This window comes from Lacinutrix venerupis (genome assembly GCF_001971745.1).
Classification (GTDB): Bacteria; Bacteroidota; Bacteroidia; order Flavobacteriales; family Flavobacteriaceae; genus Lacinutrix; species Lacinutrix venerupis.
Genome location: NZ_CP019352.1, coordinates 2,925,217 through 2,942,441, shown reverse-complemented (window position 1 = coordinate 2,942,441; position 17,225 = coordinate 2,925,217). Strand labels below are relative to the sequence as shown.

At 30.8% G+C, this 17,225-nt stretch carries 13 protein-coding genes; 4 read left to right on the top strand and 9 right to left on the bottom strand.

The window, feature by feature from the left end:
• Positions 1–122: 122 nt before the first annotated feature.
• The 3 genes from BWR22_RS13300 to rpsO all read right to left on the bottom strand — a co-directional run bounded on the left by BWR22_RS13300 (position 123) and on the right by rpsO (position 4,440).
• Positions 123–1,559 carry a glycosyltransferase gene (locus BWR22_RS13300; RefSeq protein WP_076734144.1) on the bottom strand — a complete coding sequence of 479 codons (1,437 nt, stop codon included), beginning with the start codon at positions 1,557–1,559 and terminating at the stop codon, positions 123–125.
• Positions 1,560–1,721: 162 nt separating this feature from the next.
• A complete protein-coding gene (locus BWR22_RS13295; RefSeq protein WP_076734143.1) occupies positions 1,722–3,962 on the bottom strand; it encodes a polyribonucleotide nucleotidyltransferase in 2,241 nt (746 codons plus the stop codon).
• 208 nt (positions 3,963–4,170) lie between these two features.
• The gene (gene rpsO / locus BWR22_RS13290) at positions 4,171–4,440 is read right to left on the bottom strand and encodes a 30S ribosomal protein S15 (protein WP_076734142.1); all 270 of its coding nucleotides are present in this window, start codon (positions 4,438–4,440) and stop codon (positions 4,171–4,173) included.
• A gap of 304 nt (positions 4,441–4,744) precedes the next feature.
• Here rpsO and BWR22_RS13285 point away from each other — a divergent pair, with 304 nt between their 5' ends.
• Positions 4,745–5,842: a sensor histidine kinase gene (locus tag BWR22_RS13285; RefSeq protein ID WP_076734141.1), complete on the top strand. Its 1,098-nt coding sequence runs from the start codon at positions 4,745–4,747 to the stop codon at positions 5,840–5,842.
• Positions 5,843–5,920: 78 nt separating this feature from the next.
• Here the strand turns inward: BWR22_RS13285 and accD are convergent, their stop codons facing one another.
• The 3 genes from accD to tamL all read right to left on the bottom strand — a co-directional run bounded on the left by accD (position 5,921) and on the right by tamL (position 10,707).
• Positions 5,921–6,778 (bottom strand): acetyl-CoA carboxylase, carboxyltransferase subunit beta, encoded by an 858-nt coding sequence (gene accD, locus BWR22_RS13280; RefSeq protein ID WP_076734140.1) that lies wholly within the window; start codon positions 6,776–6,778, stop codon positions 5,921–5,923.
• Between the two features lie 214 nt (positions 6,779–6,992).
• The gene (fbaA, locus tag BWR22_RS13275; protein ID WP_076734441.1) at positions 6,993–8,060 is read right to left on the bottom strand and encodes a class II fructose-bisphosphate aldolase; all 1,068 of its coding nucleotides are present in this window, start codon (positions 8,058–8,060) and stop codon (positions 6,993–6,995) included.
• Positions 8,061–8,178: 118 nt separating this feature from the next.
• A complete protein-coding gene (gene tamL / locus BWR22_RS13270) occupies positions 8,179–10,707 on the bottom strand; it encodes a translocation and assembly module lipoprotein TamL (RefSeq protein ID WP_076734139.1) in 2,529 nt (842 codons plus the stop codon).
• An 80-nt stretch (positions 10,708–10,787) separates the two neighbouring features.
• Between tamL and BWR22_RS13265 the strand changes: the two genes are divergently transcribed.
• Positions 10,788–11,507, top strand: a complete 720-nt coding sequence (locus BWR22_RS13265) for a TrmH family RNA methyltransferase (RefSeq protein ID WP_076734138.1) — start codon at positions 10,788–10,790, stop codon at positions 11,505–11,507.
• A gap of 15 nt (positions 11,508–11,522) precedes the next feature.
• On the opposite strand, the gene porT is transcribed toward BWR22_RS13265, so the two are convergent.
• Together porT and ubiE are read right to left on the bottom strand one after the other, a co-directional pair.
• Positions 11,523–12,245 carry a type IX secretion/gliding motility protein PorT/SprT gene (gene porT / locus BWR22_RS13260; RefSeq protein ID WP_076734137.1) on the bottom strand — a complete coding sequence of 241 codons (723 nt, stop codon included), beginning with the start codon at positions 12,243–12,245 and terminating at the stop codon, positions 11,523–11,525.
• A gap of 1 nt (position 12,246) precedes the next feature.
• Positions 12,247–12,978: a bifunctional demethylmenaquinone methyltransferase/2-methoxy-6-polyprenyl-1,4-benzoquinol methylase UbiE gene (ubiE, locus tag BWR22_RS13255; RefSeq protein ID WP_241828244.1), complete on the bottom strand. Its 732-nt coding sequence runs from the start codon at positions 12,976–12,978 to the stop codon at positions 12,247–12,249.
• Positions 12,979–13,073: 95 nt separating this feature from the next.
• Between ubiE and trkA the strand changes: the two genes are divergently transcribed.
• Positions 13,074–14,423: a Trk system potassium transporter TrkA gene (gene trkA / locus BWR22_RS13250; protein ID WP_076734135.1), complete on the top strand. Its 1,350-nt coding sequence runs from the start codon at positions 13,074–13,076 to the stop codon at positions 14,421–14,423.
• A gap of 5 nt (positions 14,424–14,428) precedes the next feature.
• Positions 14,429–15,934 (top strand): TrkH family potassium uptake protein, encoded by a 1,506-nt coding sequence (locus BWR22_RS13245; protein WP_076734134.1) that lies wholly within the window; start codon positions 14,429–14,431, stop codon positions 15,932–15,934.
• Positions 15,935–16,012: 78 nt separating this feature from the next.
• Here BWR22_RS13245 and BWR22_RS13240 read toward each other — a convergent pair whose 3' ends face one another.
• A complete protein-coding gene (locus tag BWR22_RS13240) occupies positions 16,013–17,200 on the bottom strand; it encodes a pyridoxal phosphate-dependent aminotransferase (protein WP_076734133.1) in 1,188 nt (395 codons plus the stop codon).
• Between the last annotated feature and the right edge of the window lie 25 nt (positions 17,201–17,225).

The window sequence follows — 17,225 nt, the reverse complement described above, 5'->3', positions numbered from 1 at the left end:
ATACGAAACTGACAGGCTGTCGGTGACATATTGCGTTTTCTTCAATAAGAAAACTTCAAAGTCCTTAAACGCATTTATTATACGTTTAAGGACTTTGAAGTTTTAAATATAAAAAGGCTATATTATTTTACTGCGTTTAATTCGCGAGTTAACCAACCACTTTTACTAGCAGTTGCAATTGCGTAAGGTGTAATCCAGAATAGCGCAAATGTATACAATATACTATATGAATATGCCCAAATACCTTTAGTAGTTTTATATCTACTTGTGAAAAATAAAACAGAAAACGTAGAAATAATTAAAATACTAATAGATGTAGAGCCTATAAATAGTAATGGATGCAAGGCAACAAAAAATAACATGGCTATTATTAAAGGATAGCTCATTAGTATTTTTAAAAACTGACTAATAAATAAAATTCTTATTCCAGATTTATTTGTTGTTCTAAAATTTGTGAAAATAAATTTTCCCATTTCTAGACTCTCTCTTACATTGCTTCTTCCCCAACGTATGAACATTTTATATAATCCAACGTATTGTTCTGGGACATTAGTGTAAGCAATAGCATCTTTTTGAAAAAGCACGTGCTTGCCTTGTTTTAAAATCATGTTGGTTAATGCTCTATCCTCACCAATATCTGAAGGTTTACCCATAAATGTTTGGTTAATCCATTCTGGTAAGCATTTGTGCACTGCTGTGCTCTTGTATGCTGCCAAAGCTCCTGGTGTACATAGTACAGAATTTAAATTACTTTCTGCAGAACGCACAAACTCAAAACTTAAAACAAAACTAACATCCAGCATTTTAGGAAGTATTTCTTTTTTGTTATTTAAAACTCTAATGTTTCCGGCAACGGCACCACAATGTTCGTTAGTTGTAAAAGGACTTACTAAATTTCTAAGCGTGTCTTCTGTTACAATAGAGTCGCTATCTACTGTAATATAAATATCACCAGTTGCTAAGTTAAAGCCTCTAAATAATGCTTGACGTTTACCTTGATTTTCTGGTTGTTGATAAATTTCTAAACGGTCTCCTAATTTTTCTTTAGCGTCTTGCATCCATTTCCATGTATCGTCTTTACTACCATCATCTATAGATATAAGTTGGATTTTATGTTTTGGATAATTACTTTTCGAAATACTCATTAATGTATCCCAAACTTGTTTTCCTTCGTTATAGGCAGGAACAATAACTGTACATGTTGGTAATTCTTGATCTGAAGCAGAAGCAACAGGCTTGTATTTATAATAATTATAGGCTTTAAAAATAAAGAATAGAACTTTAAAAGCGAATAGGAAAACTGCTATAGCTATAAATGTAATACCTAAAGATGAACTCATTTGATAGGCATTGAATTTTTCAAAATCTTCATGAAAAACGGAGAAGAAATAAACGCCTAACATTAAGAGTGAGAATGTGCTAAGTAGCACTATTTTATTTTGCGAACTTGATGTTTTAGACTCACTAATAAGAAATAGGTTAAAATTTCCTGTGTGTTTTTTTATTTTACTTTTTGTAGATGATAAGAAGTTTTTTAGAGTAGCTTTTTTTGAAATCATAAATCGTTATATATGGTAATGGTTTAAAGTAGATTTACGATGACTTTTAAAATTTAGATTGTTTTTAATTTTTATTTAACATTATATGGCCATTTTTATAAAAAAAGAACCCTAAATGAAATTTTCATTTAGGGTTTTATATTTAAGAATTAAAGTTAGAAATTAATTTTCCTTCTTGTCTTCTCTAGGTTTTCTATTATCACGACCGCGATTATCTTTACCTTTGTTATCACGTCCACCAGAACGTTTATCGTCCCTTGGTGGTCTTGCAACATAACCTTCTGGTTTTGGTAAGATGGCTTTTCTAGATACTTTTTCTTTACGAGTTCTTGAATCTATTCCAAAATATTTTACATCAAAAACGTCTCCCATATTTACAACATCAGATACATTTTCTGTGCGTTCCCATGCTAATTCACTTACGTGTAATAATACTTCGTTTCCAGGTGCATCCATATACTCAACAACAGCACCAAAATCTAACATTTTGATAACTTTTACTGTGTACACTTTACCAACTTCAGGCTTAAATAAAATAGCATCTATTTTTGCCATAACAGCATCGATACCTTTTTTACCTACACCCATAATTTCTACAATACCTTCTTCGGTTACTGGATCTTCATTAATAACAATAGTAGTCTCAGTTTCCTTTTGCATTTCTTGTATCACTTTTCCTCCTGGTCCAATTAAAGCTCCAATAAATTCGTTAGGAACTCTTCTTGTTACCATATTTGGTGCATGATCTTTAACATCTGCATTTGGATTAGAAATAGTGTCTGTTAATTTTTCTAAGATATGTAAACGTCCAGCACGAGCTTGTTTTAGTGCGTTTACTAAAATCTCATATGATAATCCTTTTACTTTAATATCCATTTGGCAAGCAGTAATACCATCTGCAGTACCAGTTACTTTAAAGTCCATATCTCCTAAATGATCTTCATCACCTAAAATATCAGATAAAACAGCGTATTTTCCAGAATCTGCGTCAGATATTAATCCCATAGCAATACCAGAAACTGGTTTTTTCATTTGTACACCAGCATCCATAAGTGCCATTGTTCCAGCACAAACTGTAGCCATAGAAGAAGAACCGTTAGATTCTAATACTTCTGAAACCACACGTACTGTATAAGGACATTCATCTGGTACCATACCTTTTAAAGCACGTTGTGCTAAGTTACCATGTCCTACCTCTCTACGAGATGTACCACGTATTGGTCTAGCTTCACCAGTTGAAAATGGTGGGAAATTATAGTGTAAATAGAAACGCTCTTCTCCTTCTTGAGATGGCATGTCTATTTGGTTAGCATCTCTAGATGTTCCTAAAGTTACAGTGGCTAATGCTTGTGTTTCTCCACGTGTAAAGATTGAAGATCCATGTGTAGATGGTAAGTAATCTACTTCACACCAAATTGGTCTAATTTCATCTGTTTTACGACCATCTAAACGTAAACCTTCGTTTAATGTTAAATCTCTAATTGCAGCTTTTTCAGCTTTGTAGTAATATTTTGAAATTAAATCTCCAAAATCTTCTTGCTCTTCTTCAGAAAAGGTAGCAATAATTTCTTCTTTTATTTCAGAGAAAGCATTACTTCTTTCATGTTTAGCAGATCCAGCTTTTGCTATTGCATAAACTTTATCATAAGCCATGTCATGAATTTTCTTAGCTAAATCTTCGTCTGCTCTTTCTGGCTCGTATTCACGAGTTTCTTTCTTTCCAAAAGCTTCGGCCAATCTAACTTGCGCAGCACATTGTACTTTAATGGCTTCATGAGCAAACTTAATTGCTTCAGCCATTTCTTCTTCAGAAATTTCATCCATTTCACCTTCTACCATCATTACTGAGTCGGCAGAAGCACCAATCATCATATCTATATCAGATTCTTCTAATTGTGCCAATGTTGGATTGATTATAAATTCTCCATTAATACGTCCAACTCTAGCTTCAGAGATTGGGCATTCAAATGGGAAATCTGATAATTGTATAGCAGCAGAAGCAGCTAAACCAGCCATAGCATCTGGCATAACATCGTCATCGTGAGACATTAATTGAATCATTATCTGAGTTTCAGAATGATAATCTTTAGGGAATAACGGACGTAAAACACGGTCTACTAAACGCATAGTTAATACTTCGCCATCACTTGGTCTTGCTTCTCTTTTAAAGAAACCTCCAGGATAACGACCTGCTGCAGCAAACTTTTCTCTGTAATCTACTGTAAGTGGTAAAAAGTCCACTGGACTTTGTTTGTAATTGGAAACAACTGTACATAATAACATACATTTTCCTGATTGCACAACAACGCTACCATGCGCTTGTTTTGCTAATTTTCCGGTTTCGATAGAAATTTCTCTTCCATCACCTAGGTCTATGACCTCTCTAAAAACTTTTGGAATCATAAATAAGTTTTAATTCTAATCTTGAAGATTTAGTTTCTCTATCAAGATTTTGTTAAACATTGGTAGTTGTGTTGTGTAGTAGTAGTTATTGTTATTACCAATGAAAAACTATAATTAGCTTCTTCAATTTTGGAGTTTAAACTCTTCCAAAAACGAGTTGATTTTTTATGAAAAAACCACGCTGTTAGGCGTGGTCTTTGTGTTGAGATTATTTTCTTAATCCTAATTCTTTTACTATTGCACGATATCTTAAAATATCTTTTTTAGTTAAGTAATCTAGTAAAGCACGACGCTTTCCTACTAACATAACTAATGAACGCTCTGTATTATAATCTTTACGATTATTTTTTAAGTGTTGCGTTAAATGCTCAATTCTTTTTGTAAATAATGCAATTTGTCCTTCTGCAGAACCTGTGTCTTTTGCGTTTTTACCGTGTTTTTTAAAGAGTTCCTCTTTATTTTCTTTTGTTAAATACATTCTAATATTATTGTAAATGATTGTTATGTACACGAAAGCTTGTCTTTCGAGCGGCAAATATAGTTATTTTTTATTTCCTACTATATAATTATAATCAATATTTTAAAAACTATAGTTTTATTCTAAAAATTACATTATTGATAACAAACTTTATTAATGGATAATATCTTTGTAATATTCTAATGATTTTACATCAAAATTTTATTTATTGATATTTTTTTATGCATTTTACCGTAAAATTTCGTTTTTATTTTTTTGTTAGGTATTACTCTTTTATTTTTATGTCGTTATATTTCAATGTTTTATGAGTGTTAAAATTGCCGAATTAGAAGCAGAGCTTTTTCAAACGATTTTTAATCAAGCTAATGAAGGGATTTCTATTGTTAGCTTAGAAGGTGAGTGGATAAAAGTAAATAAAAGTGTTTTAGATACTTTAGGATATACCGAAAATGAGCTTTATGCAATGACCTTTAAAGATATTACTCATAAAGATGATTTAGAATTAGATTTAAATAAAATGACGTCTTTATTATCTGGAGAGATTTCTAACTATACAATGAAAAAGAGATATTTTCATAAAAAAGGTCATGTTATTTGGGCTAGACTTAGTGTCTCGTTAGTAAGAAATGATTTAGGTAGACCATTGTATTTTATTTCTCAAATAAGTGATATATCTAATGTTATAAAAAACGAGCTTAAAATTAAAAGCATGTTAGGTATTGTAAAAGCTCAAAACGAACGACTGTCTGATTTTACAGAGATTGTTACGCATAATCTTAAAACGCATGTGTCTAACTTATCTACACTTGTAGGATTTATTGAACAGGATATTCCAGAAGTTAAACCTAAGGAAGAATTTATAATGTTAAAAGATTCTGTTTTAAATTTAAATGATACAGTAAAGCATTTAACAGAAATCTCTAAAATTAATGTAATAAAAGAAAATAATTTAGAAACACTTAGTTTGTGTAATTATGTAGATAAAGCAATTTATAATATTAGCGCATTAGCTAAAAATTTTAATTGCAAATTCGTTAACAATATAAATTCTAATTGTAAAGTTAAAGCTATCCCTGCTTATTTAGATAGTATTATACTTAATTTTTTAACAAATGCTATAAAGTATAGGTCTAAAGAAAGGCAATTGGTGGTAACATTACAAAACGAAATACAAGGTGAGTATAATGTTTTACAAATAGAAGACAATGGTTTAGGGATAGATTTAAATAAATTTGGTGATAGTTTATTTAAGCTGTACAAAACGTTTCATTATAATGATGATGCTACAGGTGTTGGTTTATTTATTACAAAAAACCATGTAGAGTCTATGGGAGGTAAAATTGAAGTAGAAAGCGAAGTTAGTAAAGGTACAGTATTTAGAATATATTTTAAAAAAGGTTAGTTTTTTGAAGCTATATATTTATAAAAAAAAACCTTTAATATATGTTATTAAAGGTCTTTTTTTATATAGAAAATTGTGTTAATTTCTTAATGGTTGATTCATTATCAAATCTATATACAAATTAACCTTATTCTTTAGGTCTTTACGTAATGTAATAAAATCTAAGAAACCATGTTCTAATAAAAATTCTGAGGTTTGGAAACCTTCAGGTAATTCTTTACCGGTAGTATCTCTTACAATTCGAGGTCCTGCAAACCCAATTAGTGCTCCTGGTTCTGCGATGTTAATATCTCCTAACATAGCAAAAGAGGCAGTAGTTCCTCCTGTTGTTGGATCTGTACATAAAGAAATATACGGTAATCCTGCGTCTGCTAATTGAGCTAATTTTGAAGATGTTTTTGCTAACTGCATTAAAGATAATGCCGCTTCCATCATTCTTGCTCCTCCAGATTTAGAAATAATCATAAAGGGTAATTTCTTTTTTAAAGCATAGTCTGCAGCACGAGCAATTTTTTCTCCTACAACAGAGCCCATAGAACCACCAATAAATTTAAAATCCATAGCGGCAACTACTAAATCTTTTCCTTTAGATTTTCCTACGGCGCAACGTACTGCATCTGTTAATTTAGTTTTTTCTTGAGCAGCTTTTAAGCGTTCTGGATATTTTTTAGTGTCTTCAAACTTTAAAGGATCTTTTGATGATAAGTTTTTGTCTAATTCTTTAAACTTATTATCATCAAATAATATTTCGAAGTATTCTTTACTTCCAATTCTTACGTGATAACCATCTTCTGGACTCACATAAAAGTTTTTTGCTAATTCTTCAGAATCTACTACTTTTCCAGTTGGAGATTTGTACCATAAACCTTTTGGAGTATCTTTTTTCTCCTGAGTTGAGGTGGTGATTCCTTTTTCTTTTCTTTTAAACCAAGACATATTGCTTTGTTTTTTAAGTTTAATATTCTAGCTTAAACTAGAATAGTTGCTATTAGTTAGTTTCTATTTATGGAATAAAATAGGAAGACAAAATTACTGTTTTTATTATTATAACTCAAAATTTGAAGAGCCTATATCCTAATTCTTGTTTTTTTTTAACTAAAAAATCCCATTTTAACACAGTTAAAATGGGATTGATAGAAGTATTTTTTTATTATAATGTATTTACATTATTTAAATCTTTAAAAGCTTTTTTTAATCTTTCTACAAAAGTAATTTCTCCTTCTCTTAACCATTTTCTTGGGTCATAATGTTTTTTGTTTGGAGATTCTGGACCGTCTGGAGAGCCAATTTGAGATTTTAAATATTCGGTTTTTTCTCCCATATAATCACGAACACCACTCATGAATGCGTATTGCATGTCTGTGTCTATATTCATTTTAATTACACCATAGCCAATAGCTTCTTGAATTTCTGCTTCTGTAGAACCAGATCCACCATGGAATACAAAATCGATATGATTGTGTTCTACTCCATATTTTTTAGAGATATATTCTTGAGAATTCTTTAAAATTTTTGGAGTTAATTTTACATTTCCTGGCTTATAAACACCATGAACGTTACCAAAAGCTGCTGCAATTGTAAATTGATCGCTTACTTTACTTAACTCTTCGTATGCGTATGCAACTTCTTCTGGTTGCGTGTATAATTTAGACTCATCTACATCGCTATTATCTACACCATCTTCTTCTCCTCCTGTAATACCTAATTCTATTTCTAAAGTCATACCCATTTTACTCATGCGCTCAAGATATGTTTTACATATTTCTATGTTTTCTTCAAGAGGTTCTTCGCTTAAATCGATCATATGTGAGCTATAAAGCGATTTTCCTGTTTCTTTATAATGTTGCTCACTAGCATCTAATAAACCATCAATCCACGGTAATAGTTTTTTTGCACAATGGTCTGTATGTAAAATTACAGGAACACCGTAGGCTTCTGCCATTAAATGTACGTGTTTTGCACCGGCAATTGAACCAGCGATTGCTGCTTTTTGGTCTTCGTTGCTTAAGCCTTTTCCAGCATTAAATTGTGCACCTCCATTAGAAAATTGAATAATAACAGGAGCGTTTAAAGCTGCCGCAGTCTCTAATACACCGTTTATAGAATTAGATCCAATTACGTTTACAGCTGGTAAAGCAAAGCCTTTTTCTTTTGCTAATTTGAATATTGCTTGAACTTCTTTTCCAGTAGCTACTCCTGGTTTAATATTATGTGACATTTCTCTAATGTTTTTAGTTAAAAATTGAATATCAAAAGTAAACAATTTTTAATAATTTGTAATGTAAATATTGAATAAAACCGCGAAAACGATGTAGTGTATTTTTAATGTTTAGCTATTAAAATGGATAGTTTATACCAATATTATATGCAGCATTTCTAAAGTTATAATCGTTAAACCAACGGTTGCTATTTCCGTAAGAAGGATCGTAAGTTTTAAAGCCTATATCTCCTCTTAAAACAAAGAAGTTAAAATCGTATCTTAAACCAAAACCAGAGCCTATTGCTATGTCTTTAATAGAATCTAACGAGCTAAAAGTTGCTGCATCCTCTTCGACATCATCTAAAACGTTCCAAATATTTCCTGCATCAATAAATATAGCTCCATTTAAAGCTCCAAATATATTAAATCGGTTTTCGGCACTTAAAGCAATTTTCATGTTGGCTTCATTAAATTCGTTTAGAGATTGTGTGCTTCCAGGTCCTAAATTATATGCAGACCACGCACGATTATCGTTTGCTCCACCGCTAAAGAAACTTTTTGAAAAAGGAATGTTTGTAGAATTACCGTAAGGTATAGCAATACCAAAAAAGGTACGTATTGCCACAACATTTTTATTGCCTAAATCCCAATATTTAACATAGTCTAATTCTGTTTTTACATATTGTGAAAAAGCAACATTAAATATTTCGTATTTGTCATTATTGTTTTTTTGTAACCCTAAAATATTCGAGGTTGCAGCAAAAACATTTCCTGCTAATTCTAATTTTAATCTAAAAATAGAGAAATCGTTATCGAATAAATTATCTCTTCTATCTTTGGTGTAGTTAAACGTTGTGGCTAAAATAAGGTTGTCTTCGGTTAGTCTTTCTTTTCTTTCGTTAATAGAATTTACAGTTTGAAAATCTTCTGCACTAACACCACTAGTTCCATTAATAACATCTGCAATAAATTGATTGGCTTGTTCTGGACGCGTTAATTGTTGTCCATTTTCTATATAACCAGAATTTATTGCAATACCATTTAAGGTATTAAATGAGTTTTCATAAACATAAAAATAGTTACCGGTGTTTAAGTTTTTTACATACTGAATATTAAAAAGATCAAGACTATTAGATACTTTTTCGTTAGGAAACCATCTGTAATTAAATACTCCTGTTACGGTTTGCTTATCTAAACCTACATTAGTTTGGCTGGTGGTTGCTAAACTAATTTTTGTACTTGGAAACATAGAGCTAGGGATTATTTTTTCTGTATTAAAAGGAGAAAATAATCTAGGAATAGTTAAATTTAAATTTGCTCCAATTTCGTTAATATCGAAAAATGGATCATCTGGATCTCTTCCATCTTTAGAGGCACCAATAGAAGCTATTCCAGAAAGTTCGAGTGTTTCGGCACCTTTAAAAACATTACGCATTAATACGCTTGGGTTTAAAGAGAAACCTATGGCTTGTATGTTACTTTGTGAGGCTTCTGCTCTAAAGTCTAAACCAAATTTCTTTAATGGTGTTAAGTATAAATTAGCTGTTAATGTTGTGTCTATATCATTAACTATATAGTCTATTTTAGGATATTTAAAAGTTTTTAAATTACTAATTCTTCTAGATGTTAACGGTTTGTTTTTATCGCGAAAAAGAGTGTTTGGTTTTATAAATACAGCATCTGTTAGCATTTTAGTGTTGTAGCGTAGTTTTTCTTTACTGTAGATATTAAAACCTTTATAAGTTGTAGAGTCTGTAATGGCCTTGTCTTTGTTTTCGAAAGAGCTGCTAGTATATATATTTACATCTTTTACTTTATAAATTTTAAAAGGCTCGTAAAAAACAGAATCTTGTATTCTAGTTTGTTTGTTACTTATTTGTAAATCTATATTTACTTTTTTAGTTTTTCCAATAGTATCAATTTCAAAATAGATATTATCTTGTGAGAAATGGTATACTCCAGAGTTTCTTAGCATTTCGGTAATACGATCTCGCTCGTCTAAAACGTTATTTGTTTTGTACTGAGTGTTTGTTTTTAGTAAAGATTGATTTACTACATTTTGATAAAGAGAATCTATTATTGGCGTATTAATTTTAGTAGAAAGGGAGTCTATTTTATATGGCTCACCAGTAGTTACTATGTAATCTACTGTGCCTCTTTGGTTATCCTTTCTAGTAGTTTTAAAATCTGCTTTAACATCAAACCAACCATTGTTCCAATAATAACTTTCTAATCTTTTAATGGATTTTTTAGAAAGCGTATCGTCTATTATAACAGGAGCTTCACCTGTTTTTTTTAACCAATTGTTAAATGCTAATTTGTTTTTTCGTCGTTGTTCAAATTGTTTTTTTGATAAAAAGTTTATTTGTCGTTGTGTACGTTTTGGATTGTTAGCAATTTTTGCTTCTAAAATAGAGTCTAAATTTGGTCTTGCTAAATTGTAAATGTAAAGCCTTGTTTTTATATTAGTATAAGGAATACTTGCATTAGGTTTTTGATATATAAGATTGTTTATAACATCTCTATCTTCGTTTTCATTATTTACTTTTATTGTAGTTTTTGTTAATAAATGTTCGTTTTTAGGTACACGCCTAACAGAACTACATGCGGTTAGAAACCCAAAAATTAAAATAATAAGTAGTATTTTTGAATCTTGTATTTTCAACTAAATAGTCTTTAAAAGGATTTATTTTAACTTTAAATTTTTAATTCGAATCACTTAAGATTCAAAAATACATTTTTTAAATGCTATCAAAAAGCCAAATAAAGTTAATAACGCGTCTTAAGCAGAAAAAATATAGAATTGCAGATGGTTTTTTTGTAGCTGAAGGTATAAAAGTAATTAATGAGCTTTTAAACTCCTCTTTACAATTACATTTTTTGTTTACTACAGAGTCTTTTGTAGATAATAATGAACAGGAAATTTTAATTACAGAAAACGAATTAAAGAAAATTAGTTTTCTAACCACTCCAAATAAAGCTCTTGCAGTTTTTAAAATTCCAGAACAAAAAAACATAGAGACTAAAGGCTTAATTGTTGCTTTAGATAGTGTTCGCGATCCCGGAAATTTGGGTACTATTATACGATTATGCGATTGGTTTGGAGTGAAAGAATTAATTTGTACTAAAGAAACTGTAGATTGCTATAATCCAAAAGTTGTACAGGCAACTATGGGTTCTATTACTAGAGTGAATATTAGTTATTTAGATTTAAATATGTTTTTAGCAGAAACTAAAATACCAATTTTTGGTGCTTTTATGGATGGAGAAAATGTATATAAAAAACAATTACCTAAAGAAGGTATTATTGTTTTAGGAAATGAAGCTAATGGTATATCTAAAAATATTGAAAAGCAAGTTACAGAGCGTATTGCAATTCCAAGATTTGGCGATTTGCAAGAGACTGAAAGTTTAAACGTAGCAACTGCAGGATCTATTTTACTAAGCGAGTTTAGAAGAAGCTAAATAATAAACAAATTATTACCTAAAAGTTAGGTTAATAAATACGCCACGTGTTTTCATAGAATTAATGTTACCAGTCCAAGGACTGTTTGGGTCGAAATCTCTTACTAATTCATCATTTAGCGCAAAAACACCTCGTATTGAAGGTGTAAATTTAAACCAGTATAAGTAAAAATCTATACCAAAACCAAGGTCTAAAAACTGTGTGCTTTTAGTTGTTCTAAACTCTCCACCACTATTATCTTCAGGATTTTTTTCGTTACTAGATAAATTTAAAGATGTAGCAATACCAACAGTTATAAAAGGTTTAAAGTTATTAAGACGTTTTGTAGAAAGTCTCATTAATAATGGTACATAAATGTATGTGGATTTAACTTCTCTTAAAAAATCTGAACTATTTAAATCTTCTTCAGGAATGTCGTCAAAATAATTTTCAGGATAATTTAAATTTCTTGCCGAAATAACTAAACCTGGCTCCAATCTAAAATTAATGTAATCGTTAACTCTAACGTCTCCAACTAAACCAACATTAAAACCAAAGGTTTTTACGGTTTGTATATCTCCAATATTGTCGTTATAATCAAATTTATAATCTAGATTATTTGTTCCAAAATAGTATCCCCAACTTAAGATTTGTTTATCCATGTTTTGGTTATTTTGTACTTTTTCTCTAGTAAATAACTGCGCAGAACACATTGTACTTGCTGTTATGCATATAAATAGGGCAATTAATTTCCTCATGTTACTGTTTTGATGCTGTATAAATTGTAGCCACTCCAAACGTTTGTGGTAAATGGTTCACATTTATAAACCCAATATTACGTAAAATATTGTTTAATGCTTCACCATAAGGAAAAACCGAAGCACTATCGCTTAAGTATTTGTAGGCTGTTTTGTCTTTAGAAAATAACTTTCCTACTGTTGGTAATATAATTTTAGAATGAAAAATGTAGCCTTGTTTAAAAGGGAACTTAGTAGGAACAGAAGTTTCAAGTATAACAAAAGTACCACCTGGTTTTAATACACGTAAAATATCTTTTAATCCTTTTTCTAATGTTTCAAAATTACGAACACCAAAAGCTACAGTAATAGCATCGAAACTATTGTCTTCAAAAGGCATATTTTCGCTATCTCCAATAATCATTTCAATTTTATGCCCAAGTTTTTTAGCAGCAATTTTATTTTTGCCAACTTCAAGCATACCACTACTAATATCTAATCCTACAATTTTAGTAGCACTAGTTTCGGCAAGATTAATTGCTAAATCACCTGTACCGGTAGCAATATCTAAAACAGTATCTGGATTGGTAGCTTTTACAATTTCGACTACTTTTTTTCTCCATTTAATATCAATTCCAAAGGAAATAACACGGTTTAAGCCATCGTATTCTCCAGAAATAGTATCGAACATTTTTGTAACCTGTTCTTTTTTACCTAGGTCGCTGTCTTTATAAGGATTTACTTTTGTCAAAATCAATTTTTTTACAAAGATAATACAATGTTTTTCCTTTAAGAAACATGAAAACAATTAATTAATTACCTTTGTTGTCCCTTTGATATAAAATTATAATGAAAATAATTATTGCAGGAGCTGGTGAAGTAGGATTTCATTTAGCAAAATTATTATCCTACGAATCCCAAGAAATCACATTAATAGATAGTGATAGAGCGAGTTTGTCGTATGCAGATACCCATTTAGATATAAAAGTTTTAAAAGGTGATGCAACTTCTATTAGTATATTAAAAGAAGCAAGAGTTGAAAATAGTGATCTTGTAATTGCGGTAACGGCTTCCGAGACTACAAATATTACAGTATGTGTATTGGCTAAGCAATTAGGTTCTAAACGTACTATTGCACGTATTTCTAATACCGAATTTATTAAGCATAAAGACGAAGTTGGTTTTACGCGTTTAGGTATAGATGAACTTATTTCTCCAGAATCGCTTGCGGCCTCAGAAATTCAGTTACTATTAAGTCAATCTGCTTTTAATGAAAGCTATGAGTTTGAAGAAGGAGCTCTTAGAATGGTAAGTTTAAGCTTAGATAAAACAGCTTCTTTTGTAGGTAAATCTGTTAAAGAAGCAGCTCAATATTTTCCAGAAATTCACTTTGTGCCTATTGCAATTCAACGTTTTGGGACACAGTATACAACAATTCCAAGAGGAGATACACAATTTAAAGAAGAAGATACAGCTGTTTTTATTACTTGTGCTGGTGGAGGAGAGGAGTTGTGTAAAATGACTGGAAAAAGTAACAGTACAATTAAAGATGTTATGATTCTGGGAGGTAGTAAAATTGGATATAAAACTGCCAGAGATTTATGTGGAAAAAGTTTTAATGTTAAACTTATAGAAAAAGATAAAGACCGTGCTTTTGATCTTGCAGACGAACTTGAAAAAGTCTTAGTTATTAATGGTGATGGAAGAAACGTTGAGCTTTTAGAAGAAGAAAATATAGGCGATATGGATGCTTTTATTTCTGTAACAGGAAATTCTGAAACTAATATTATGTCTTGTCTTGTTGCAAAATCTAAAGGTGTAGAAAAAACAATTGCTTTAGTTGAAAATATGGACTATTTTGAGTTGTCTCAATCTATAGGTATTGATACTTTGGTAAATAAAAAATTATTGGCGGCTAATAATATTTTTAGATACATAAGAAAAGGAGAAGTTGTTGCAATGACTAAGCTTAACAACATGAATGCCGAGCTGTTAGAATTTAGAGTGAAAAGAGAATCTAAAATTTGTAATCAACAAATTAAAGATGTAGAGTTTCCTCGTTCTGCTATTATTGGAGGTGTTATTAGAGATGGAAAAGGATTAATAGCTTTAGGAGATTTTAAAATTAAGGAAGGAGATTATATTGTAGTATGCTGTTTACCAAAATCTATAAAAGAGGTTGAAAAATTATTTTTATAATCTATATGCCTAAAAGTCTAAAACTCAATTATAAAATTATATTCCATTTTTTTGGATTGCTATTCCTTTTCAATGGAGGCTTTATGCTTATCTCTTCACTGGTAAGTTTTATTTATAAAGATGGAGTTACTTTGGAACTCTTTTTATCTGGATTAATAACGGTTCTTATTGGTGTTTTTGCTATGGTTTATACTAGAAACCATAAAAAGGAAATGAATAAGAGAGAAGGTTATATTGTTGTAGCCTTTGGTTGGATAGTAATGGCATTGTCTGGAGCTATTCCTTATTTTTTTACCGACGCTATTCCTAGTTTTACCGATGCTTTTTTCGAAACAATGTCTGGCTTTACTACTACTGGAGCATCTATTTTAAATGATATAGAAGTGGTGCCAGAAGGTATTTTATTCTGGCGTAGTTTAACGCATTGGATTGGTGGAATGGGAATTATTGTTCTTGCAGTAGCAATTTTACCTTTGTTAGGTATTGGTGGTATGCAGCTATTTGCTGCCGAAGCACCTGGCCCAAGTGCCGATAAATTACATCCAAGAATTACAGATACAGCAAAACGTTTATGGTTAATATATTTTGGATATACTGCAGCCGAAACTATTTTGTTAAAAGTAGCGGGTATGTCTTTTTTTGATGCTATTAATCATTCTATGAGTACGCTTTCTACTGGAGGATTTTCTACAAAAAATGCTAGTGTTGCTTATTGGAACGATAATCCATTAATACAGTATATTATTATTGTATTTATGTTTTTAGCAGGAACAAATTTTGTGTTAAGTTACTTTATTTTTAAAGGTAAAGTATCTAAAGTAGTACAAGACGAAGAGTTTAAACTTTACTTTAAGTTTATTGCGATATTTACAATTGTTGCTGCTGTTTTAATTTATTTTAATGCAGATTTGAGTCTTTCTTCAATAGAGCATCCGCAAACATTAGGAGCAGGAGAGAGTGCATTTAGGCATAGTTTGTTTCAAGTTTTAGCTATTGTAACAACAACAGGTTTTGTAACAGCAGATTATACATTATGGACTCCTTTTTTAACGGTGTTCTTTTTTGGTATGATGTTTTTAGGAGGTTCTGCAGGTAGTACATCTGGAGGTATAAAAGTGGTAAGGCATTTAATAACGATTAAAAATGGGTTTTTAGAATTTAAACGAGCTTTACATCCTAACGCAATATTACCTGTTCGTTATAATAAGCGTTCTGTTTCTGGTGATATTGTATTTAATATTCTTGGCTTTTTTATTCTTTATCTTTTAGCTTTTATTGTTGGAACTTTAGGTTTTGCAATGATGAAAATTGATTTTGAATCTGCAATAGGTTTAGCAGCTTCAAGTTTAGGGAATGTAGGACCGGCTTTGGGCGATTTTGGACCTGTAAATAATTATGCAGCATTACCTCCAATAGGAAAGTGGTGGTCTTCATTTTTAATGCTTATTGGACGTTTAGAATTATTTACTGTTCTTATTTTATTAACGCCGTTTTTCTGGAGAAATAGATAGTGTTTTTAAAACTATATTATAAAAAAAGCCTCTAAAGTAATTTAGAGGCTTTTTCATTTTAATATAATTCGATGCTTACTAAGCTAAAGCAGCTTTAATTCTTTTTATAGCTTCTTTAATTTGCTCTTGAGATGCAGCATAGCTTATTCTAATACAGTCTGGATTTCCAAATGCTTCACCAGTTACAGTAGCAACAAGAGCTTCTTCTAATAAATATAACGAGAAGTCTGTAGCGTTATTTATAGTTTTTCCGCGTAAAGTTTTTCCGAAGAAATAAGAAATATTTGGAAACACGTAAAAAGCACCTTCTGGTGTATTGGTATTAAAACCTTCTATATCTGCTAGTAAATTTAAAACCATATCACGACGCGTTTTAAACTCGTCAATCATATATTTTACAACACTTGGTTCTGCGTTTAAAGCTGTAATAACTGCGCGTTGAGCAATACAATTTGTTCCACTAGTTACTTGACCTTGCATTTTGTTACAAGCACGAGCAATCCAATCTGGAGCACCAATAAAACCAACTCTCCAACCAGTCATAGCAAATGCTTTAGAAACACCGTTTACAGTAATGGTATTATTAAACATACCGTCTATTCCAGCCATACTTGCGTGCGGTTTTCCTGTATAGTTTATGTGTTCGTAGATTTCATCTGAAACAACGTAAATATTAGGGTGTTTTTTTAAAACAACAGCTAAAGATTCTAGTTCTTCTTTACTATATAAAGATCCACTTGGGTTACAAGGAGAGCTAAACCATAGCATTTTTGTTTTTGGTGTAATGGCAGCTTCTAATTGAGAGGCGGTCATTTTAAAATCTGTATCTATAGATGTTTTTACTTCAACAGGAACTCCTCCTGCAACTTTAACAATATCGCTATAGCTTACCCAATATGGACAAGGTAAAATAACCTCGTCTCCATCGTTAATCATTACTTGTGCAATGTTGTATAAAGATTGTTTTGCGCCAGTAGAAACTACTATTTGCGGTAACGTATATGTTAAATTATTATCACGTTTAAATTTTGTAATTACAGCTTCTTTTAAGTCTACATAACCATCCACAGGTGAGTAAGAGTTGTAATTATCGTTTATGGCTTGTATTGCAGCATCTTTAATAAAATCTGGAGTATTAAAGTCTGGTTCGCCTAAACTTAATCCTATAATATCTTTGCCTTCTGCTCTAAGTTCTCTTGCTTTTGCTGCCATAGCTAAAGTGGCAGATGTAGACATGTTATTTATTCTGTCTGAAAGTTGGTTCATTTATAAAGATGTTATGTTGTACAAA

Bases quoted from the DNA above. Each gene is read 5' to 3' on its own strand.
- BWR22_RS13300 (WP_076734144.1), bottom strand. From the start codon at position 1,559: ATGATTTCAAAAAAAGCTACTCTAAAAAACTTCTTATCATCTACAAAA.
- BWR22_RS13295 (WP_076734143.1), bottom strand. From the start codon at position 3,962: ATGATTCCAAAAGTTTTTAGAGAGGTCATAGACCTAGGTGATGGAAGA.
- rpsO (WP_076734142.1), bottom strand. From the start codon at position 4,440: ATGTATTTAACAAAAGAAAATAAAGAGGAACTCTTTAAAAAACACGGT.
- BWR22_RS13285 (WP_076734141.1), top strand. From the start codon at position 4,745: ATGAGTGTTAAAATTGCCGAATTAGAAGCAGAGCTTTTTCAAACGATT.
- accD (WP_076734140.1), bottom strand. From the start codon at position 6,778: ATGTCTTGGTTTAAAAGAAAAGAAAAAGGAATCACCACCTCAACTCAG.
- fbaA (WP_076734441.1), bottom strand. From the start codon at position 8,060: ATGTCACATAATATTAAACCAGGAGTAGCTACTGGAAAAGAAGTTCAA.
- BWR22_RS13265 (WP_076734138.1), top strand. From the start codon at position 10,788: ATGCTATCAAAAAGCCAAATAAAGTTAATAACGCGTCTTAAGCAGAAA.
- porT (WP_076734137.1), bottom strand. From the start codon at position 12,245: ATGAGGAAATTAATTGCCCTATTTATATGCATAACAGCAAGTACAATG.
- trkA (WP_076734135.1), top strand. From the start codon at position 13,074: ATGAAAATAATTATTGCAGGAGCTGGTGAAGTAGGATTTCATTTAGCA.
- BWR22_RS13245 (WP_076734134.1), top strand. From the start codon at position 14,429: ATGCCTAAAAGTCTAAAACTCAATTATAAAATTATATTCCATTTTTTT.
- BWR22_RS13240 (WP_076734133.1), bottom strand. From the start codon at position 17,200: ATGAACCAACTTTCAGACAGAATAAATAACATGTCTACATCTGCCACT.